This is a genomic window from Gemmiger formicilis, from assembly GCF_016901605.1.
Taxonomy (GTDB): Bacteria; Bacillota; Clostridia; order Oscillospirales; family Ruminococcaceae; genus Gemmiger; species Gemmiger formicilis_B.
The window spans coordinates 1-5777 of the sequence record NZ_JACJKP010000181.1 but is presented as its reverse complement, the minus strand read 5'-3'; the positions used below and the strand labels follow the sequence as shown (position 1 = coordinate 5777).

General features: G+C 57.4%; 3 protein-coding genes. All 3 read left to right on the top strand.

Going from position 1 to position 5777, the window contains the following annotated elements; translation table 11 throughout:
* Window positions 1–752, top strand: a 752-nt coding sequence (locus tag H6B10_RS12155; RefSeq protein ID WP_207751619.1) for an Mrp/NBP35 family ATP-binding protein, incomplete at its 5' end; no start/stop codon positions are given.
* A gap of 22 nt (window positions 753–774) precedes the next feature.
* Window positions 775–1236, top strand: coding sequence for a large conductance mechanosensitive channel protein MscL (gene mscL / locus H6B10_RS12150; protein WP_204651844.1), 462 nt, complete (start codon window positions 775–777; stop codon window positions 1234–1236).
* A gap of 254 nt (window positions 1237–1490) precedes the next feature.
* On the top strand, window positions 1491–5777 hold a 4287-nt coding region (gene gltB, locus H6B10_RS12145; RefSeq protein ID WP_430661761.1), incomplete at its 3' end, for a glutamate synthase large subunit.

Sequence of the window (5777 nt, the reverse complement as noted above, 5' to 3'; positions counted from 1 at the left end):
CCCCGCACCCCAGAAGCCGCATCCGCAAGGTCATCGGCGTCGTATCCGGTAAGGGCGGCGTAGGTAAGAGCATGACCAGCGCCATGATGGCGGTTTCCATGCGCCGCCTGGGCTACAAGGCAGGCGTGCTGGATGCCGATATCACCGGCCCGTCCATCCCCCGCCTGTTCGGCGTTCACGGCCCTGCTACCGGCGACGGCGAAAGCATCAATCCCATTGCCAGCCGCACCGGCGTGGAGATCATGAGCATCAACCTGCTGCTGGATGATCCCGAGGCTCCGGTGGTATGGCGTGGTCCCGTTATTGCGGGCGCCGTCAAACAGTTCTGGCAGGAAGTGATCTGGGATGTGGACTTCCTGTTTGTGGACATGCCTCCGGGAACCGGTGACGTGCCCCTGACCGTCTTCCAGACGTTGCCGGTGGATGGCATCCTCATCGTGTCCAGCCCGCAGGAACTGGTTGGCATGATCGTGGGCAAAGCTGTACAGATGGCCAAGATGATGAACGTACCCATCCTGGGCCTGGTGGAAAATATGAGCTATGCCGTCTGCCCCGACTGCGGCAAGCACATCCAGGTCTTTGGCGACAGCCATGTGGATGAGATCGCGGCCAAGTATGAACTGCCTGTGCTGGCCAAGATGCCCATTGATCCCGAACTGTCCAAGGAAGCGGATGCCGGCATGATCGAGATGTTTGCCGGGGATTACCTGGACGGCGCTGCCAACGCAGTGGCCAAGCTGCTGAAACAGTGACCCGTACAGGAAGGACCTGACCATGAACCAGAACCATGTTAAGCAGGGGCTGGAACACTCCCGCAAATTTCTGGATGAATTCCGCGCTTTTGCCCTGAAGGGCAATGTCATGGATATGGCCATCGGTGTGATCATCGGTGCTTCGTTCCAGTCTATTGTTTCTTCCCTCACCGGGGATATTCTGAATCCGCTGCTGGGCATCGCCTTTTCCACCGATTTCAGCAACGTGGTCATTCCACTGCCCAACGGTGCCGATCCGCTGCGTATCGGCGCCTTCCTGTCCGCTGTGATCAATTTTGTGATCATGGCCTTTGTGCTGTTCTGCCTGGTTAAATTTATGGGCAGACTGATGCGCATCGGCCAGCGGAAAAAGGCCGAAGCGGAAGCTGCCGCGAAGGCGGCAAAACCCGCCAGCCCCACCCAGGAAGAGCTGCTGGCCCAGATCCTGGCGGAGCTGAAGGCGCAGAATCGCCAGGATTCCTAATTTAATTAAGTTCTTGCTGCTATTTTTTAATTTTGCTGCTGTTTTTGCGTTAATTTCGTAAAAAACTTTTGCGTTTTGATTGCCAAGCGGTGCATTCTATGATATAGTGTAAGCAAGAACAAGGACGTTCACCCGCCGGAGCCGTGCGCTCCCGGCAGGCGGACGTCCTTTTTTTCGTTCAACGGAAGTTTTTCCTTTGGACGGCATGGTGGAAAACCGGGAAGGAGAGTTTTACAGTGCAAGACTTTACTATGATGCAAAAGCCTGCCGGCCTGTACGACCCGCGCTTGGAACATGACAACTGCGGTATCGGTGCGGTGGTGGACATCAAAGGCCGCAAGACCCACAAAACCATCGAGGACGCGCTGCAAATCGTGGAACATCTGGAGCATCGCGCCGGTAAGGATGCCGAAGGCAAAACCGGCGACGGCGTGGGGATTCTGACCCAGATCAGTGATAAGTTTTTCCAGAAAGTAGCCGAAGCCCAAGGCATGGAACTGGGCCATGAACGGGAATACGGCATTGGCATGTTCTTTTTCCCGCAGGAGGAACTGCGCCGTAATCAGGCCAAAAAACTCTTTGAAATTGTATGCAAAAAAGAGGGGCTGCCCTTCCTGGGCTGGCGTGAAGTGCCCACCTGCCCCGAAGTGCTGGGCCACAAGGCCCGGGACTGCATGCCCAGCATCTGGCAGGGGTTTGTGGGCAAGCCGCCCCGGCTGGAATGCGGCATTGCCTTTGACCGCCGCCTGTATGTAGCCCGTCGTGTCTTTGAACAGTCCAGCCCTGACACCTATGTCTGCAGCCTGTCCAGCCGGACCATCGTATACAAGGGCATGTTCCTGGTGAACGAGCTGCGCCTGTTCTACCCTGATCTGCAGGATGCCGACTATGAATCCGCTATCGGCATGGTACACAGCCGCTTTTCCACCAACACGGCCCCCAGCTGGAACCGTGCCCATCCCAACCGCCTGATTTTGCACAATGGCGAAATCAACACCATCCGGGGCAATGTGGACACCATGCTGGCCCGCGAGGAAACCATTGGTTCCCACTACCTGAAAGACGACATGACCAAGGTACTGCCCATTGTGAACCAGGGCGGTTCCGACTCGGCCATGCTGGACAACACCCTGGAATTCATGGTCATGAACGGCATGGACCTGCCCCTGGCTGTGATGGTAACAATTCCCGAACCATGGAGCAACAACCAGGCTATGGATGCCAAAAAGCGGGACTTTTACCAGTATTACGCCACCATGCTGGAACCCTGGGATGGCCCGGCCAGCATCCTGTTCAGCGACGGCGACGTGATGGGCGCCGTGCTGGACCGCAACGGCCTGCGCCCCAGCCGCTACTACATCACCAAAGATGGGCGGCTGATCCTTTCCAGTGAAGTTGGCGTGCTGGACATTCCCGCCGGAGAGATTCTGCGCAAGGACCGTCTGCGCCCGGGCAAAATGCTGCTGGTGGATACCCGGAAGGGCGAACTGGTGGACGACGAAAAGCTGAAAGACGACTATGCCAGCCGCCAGCCCTACGGCGAATGGCTGGACCGCAACCTGGTGGACCTGAGCGACCTGAAAGTTCCCAACAAGCGTGCCCCCATCTACGGCAAGGAGGAACTGGTCCAGCTGCAAAAAGCTTTTGGCTACCGGTACGAAGATGTTTCCACCATCATCCTTCCCATGGCAAAAAACGGCGGTGAACCGGCGGGTGCCATGGGCAGCGATACGCCCCTGGCTGTACTGAGCCATACCCGCCCTTCACTGTTTGAATACTTCAAACAGATGTTCGCCCAGGTGACCAATCCGCCCATTGACGCCCTGCGGGAAAAAGTCATTACCTCCACCACCGTCTATGTGGGCGCCCAGGGCAACCTGCTGGAAGAACAGGCCGACAACTGCAAGGTGCTCAAGATCGATAACCCCATTCTGACCGAAACCGATCTGCTGAAAATCAAAACCATGAACGTCCCCGGCTTCAAGGTCGAGACACTGTCCATCTGCTACTACAAGAACACCGATCTGGAAAAGGCTATTGAGCGGTTGTTTGTGGATGTGGATCGTGCCTATCGGGATGGTGCCAATATCCTGATTCTCTCTGACCGGGAGATTGACGAATATCATGTAGCCATTCCCAGCCTGCTGGCCGTGGGTGCCGTAAGCAAGTACCTGGTTCGCACCCGCAAGCGTACGGCCATGGCCCTGATTTTGGAAAGCGGCGAACCCCGGCTGGTGCATGATTTTGCCACCCTGCTGGGATATGGTGCCAGTGCCATCAATCCCTACCTGGCACAGCAGACCATCGGCAGTCTCATCGACGAAGGCTTGCTGGACAAAGACTATTATGCCGCCGTACAGGACTACAATAAGGCTGTACTGGCAGGCATTGTAAAAATCGCCTCCAAGATGGGCATTTCCACCATTCAGTCCTACGCAGGCAGCCAGATCTTTGAAGCCCTGGGCCTGAGCAAAGAAGTGGTGGACAAATACTTTACCAACACCATCTCCCGGGTGGGCGGCATCACCATTCATGATATCCAGAATGATCTGGAAGCACGCCACCAGGAGGCTTTTGATCCCCTGGGGCTGGACATCAACCGGGAACTGCCCAGTCTGGGCGCCCATAAGTTCCGCGGTGGCCCCGACGCCGAGCAGCATCTGTACAATCCCCAGACGATCCATTTGCTGCAGCAAGCCTGCTGGACCGGCAACTATGACACCTTCAAGCAGTACACCAAAGCCGTTGCCAACGAAGGCGGCGACGAGATGCATCTGCGCAGCCTGCTGGAATTCAACTATCCGGAACAGGGCGTGCCGCTGGACGAGGTGGAGAGTGTAGACTCCATTGTAAAGCGGTTCAAGACCGCAGCCATGAGTTACGGTGCACTTTCGGAAGAAGCCCACGAGTGCCTGGCCATTGCCATGAACCGACTGGGCGGCAAGTCCAACACCGGCGAGGGCGGCGAGGCCGAGGACCGTTACGGCACCGAACGCAATTCCGCCATTAAGCAGGTGGCATCCGCCCGGTTCGGCGTGACCAGCAAATACCTGGTTTCTGCCAGCGAGATTCAGATCAAAATGGCCCAGGGTGCAAAACCCGGTGAGGGCGGCCAGCTGCCCGGCGGCAAGGTATATCCCTGGGTTGCCAAGACCCGCAACTCCACCACCGGCGTGGGACTGATCTCTCCCCCGCCCCATCACGATGTATACTCCATCGAAGACCTGGCCCAGCTGATCTATGACCTGAAATGCGCCAACCGCAAGGCCGCTATCAATGTAAAGCTGGTCAGCGAAGCAGGCGTTGGCACCATTGCCGCCGGCGTTGCCAAGGCAGGCGCCGAAGTCATCCTGATCTCCGGCTTTGACGGTGGTACCGGTGCCGCGCCGCGTAACTCCATCCATAATGCGGGCCTTCCCTGGGAGCTGGGCATTGCCGAAGCGCACCAGTGCCTGATCATGAACGGCTTGCGCAGCCGTGTGCGGATTGAGGCGGACAGCAAACTGATGAGCGGCCGGGATGTGGCCATTGCCGCCCTGCTGGGTGCCGAGGAATTCGGTTTTGGCACCGGCCCGCTGGTTGCCATGGGCTGTGTGATGATGCGTGTTTGCAATCTGGATACCTGCCCCATGGGCATCTGCACCCAGAATCCCGAACTGCGCAAACGGTTTAAGGGCAAGCCCGAATATATCATGAACTTCATGCGCTTTATGGCCGAGGACCTGCGTGAGTATATGGCAAAACTGGGTGTGCGCACCGTGGATGAACTGGTGGGCCGTACCGACCTGCTGAAAGTCAAAGAAGTTCCCGCCGGGTCCCGTGCCAGCGAGCTGGATCTGACCGCGCTGCTGAAAAATCCCCTGATTGAGGATTCCAGCATCCACTTTGATCCCAAGGATGTTTACAACTTCGGCCTGGAAAAGACCCCCGATATGCGGGTACTGATGAAGAAATTCAAAAAATCCTTCGATATGGCTGAACCCAAGCCCATGACCGTAACGCTGAACGTGGGCAATACCGACCGGGCGTTTGGTACCATCTTCGGCAGTGAAATCACGGCCAAGTTCGGCAACACACTGCCGGACGACACCTTCCGCGTGGTCTGCCATGGCTACGGCGGCCAGAGCTTTGGTGCTTTCCTGCCCAAGGGCCTGACCCTGGAACTGATTGGCGATTCCAATGACTATATGGGCAAGGGACTCAGCGGCGGCAAGCTGATCGTTTACCCGCCCAAGGATGCTGCTTTTGACCGCAGCGACAACATTGTGATCGGCAACGTGGCCCTGTACGGCGCTACCGGCGGCAAAGCCTTTATCAGCGGCGTAGCAGGCGAACGGTTCTGCGTGCGCAACTCTGGTGCCGTGGCAGTTGTGGAAGGCGTTGGCGACCACGGCTGTGAGTATATGACCGGCGGTACCGTGGTGGTGCTGGGCAAAACCGGCAAAAACTTTGCAGCCGGTATGAGCGGCGGCATCGCTTATGTGCTGGACGAGGACTGGGACTTCTACCAGCGTGTCAACAAAGACATGGTCAGCCTGGAG